1 protein-coding gene is annotated in these 1,380 nt (G+C 60.4%); it reads left to right on the top strand.

Annotated elements, in window-relative coordinates; genetic code table 11:
- Nucleotides 1-1,380: hypothetical protein (locus B0D78_RS12965; RefSeq protein WP_168170135.1), on the top strand; the 1,380-nt coding region annotated here is incomplete at both ends.

Raw genomic sequence — 1,380 nt, 5'->3', positions numbered from 1 at the left:
CACCAGCTCTTCGACCCCTGCCAGTATGCGCGTCACCCGTCAGATCACCGGCCTGACCGGCACCAAAGTCACCTACGGCATCGACAAGACCAAACTCGTGCAGAACATCATCGGCAGCGTGATCAATCAGATCAACAACGGCTCCACCCCGATCACCAACGTGCAGGCCAAGTTCAAGATCGCCGACGCCGGGACGGGAACGAAAACCATCACCGCGGACAAGACCGGCACGGAAACCATCAAGTTCGAAGGCGACGGCACCTACATCACCTCCGCGATGACCGCGAACGGCGTCAAGTACAGCCTCGACACCGCGGCGCTGAACAACGCCATCGGCGGAGCGGCCAACTGGACCGTCAAAGACAACGAGAGCCCGACGCCCGGCAGCAAACAGATCAACGCCGTCACGCCGCTGGTCGTGAAAGGCGAAAACGGCGTGACCACCAAAGTTGACACGGGCGGTCTCACCATCGGCCTGAACGGCGCGAATCTGAGCAGCACCATCAACAACAGCTCCACCGTGATTAATAACGTCGAAGCCAAGTTCAAGATCGCCGACACCGGGACGGGAACGAAAACCATTACCGCGGACAAGACCGGAACGGAAATCATCACGTTCGCCGGCGACGGCAACATTATCGAATCCGAAGTCGGCACGAGCGGTGTGAAGTACAAAGTCAACACCGCCAACCTGAACACCGCCATCGACAACCAGATCGCCAACAACACCACCATCACCGGGCACACCACCGCCATCAACGCCCTCAAGGGCGGCTTCACCGTCAGCAACGCCGCCGGTACGAAGCAGACCATCACCCTCGGCGGCGCGCCCAAGAAGAACATCCAGTTCAAAGGCGAAGCCAACAAAATCCTCGTCGAAGTGGCGAGCGCCGCCGACGGCGCCACCGTCACCGTGAAGACCGACCCCAACCTCGGAACTCACCTCAACATCGCCAACAACGGCGCCATCACCAGTCTGAACACCACGGTAAACGGGCACACCACCGACATCACCGCCCTGAAAGCCGGTTTCAACGTCAAATCCGGTAGCAGCGTAGGCCCGATCGTGGCCGGCGACACCCTGGAGTTCGCGGGCGTCAACTACGTCCAGACCGCCTACGACGCCGCCGCCAAGAAACTGACCGTCGGCCTCGACACAACAGCGCTGAACAGCCAGATCAACAATCAGGTGAACAGCAACACTACGGTCGTTCAGCACGGCACCGACATCACCGCACTGAAAGCCGGTTTTGACCTGAAAGCCGGCAGCACGACGAACAACGTGCAGCTGGGCGGAACTCCGGTTCCGACCGTGGAATTCGCCACGACCGACGACACCATGACCGTCGGCCTGACCGGCACCAAAGTCACCTACGGCAT

Source organism: Pyramidobacter sp. C12-8, assembly GCF_002007215.1.
In the GTDB taxonomy this organism is placed as follows: domain Bacteria; phylum Synergistota; class Synergistia; order Synergistales; family Dethiosulfovibrionaceae; genus Pyramidobacter.
The sequence above is the reverse complement of the archived record's forward strand: the minus strand, read 5'-3'. Positions and strand labels throughout refer to the sequence as shown.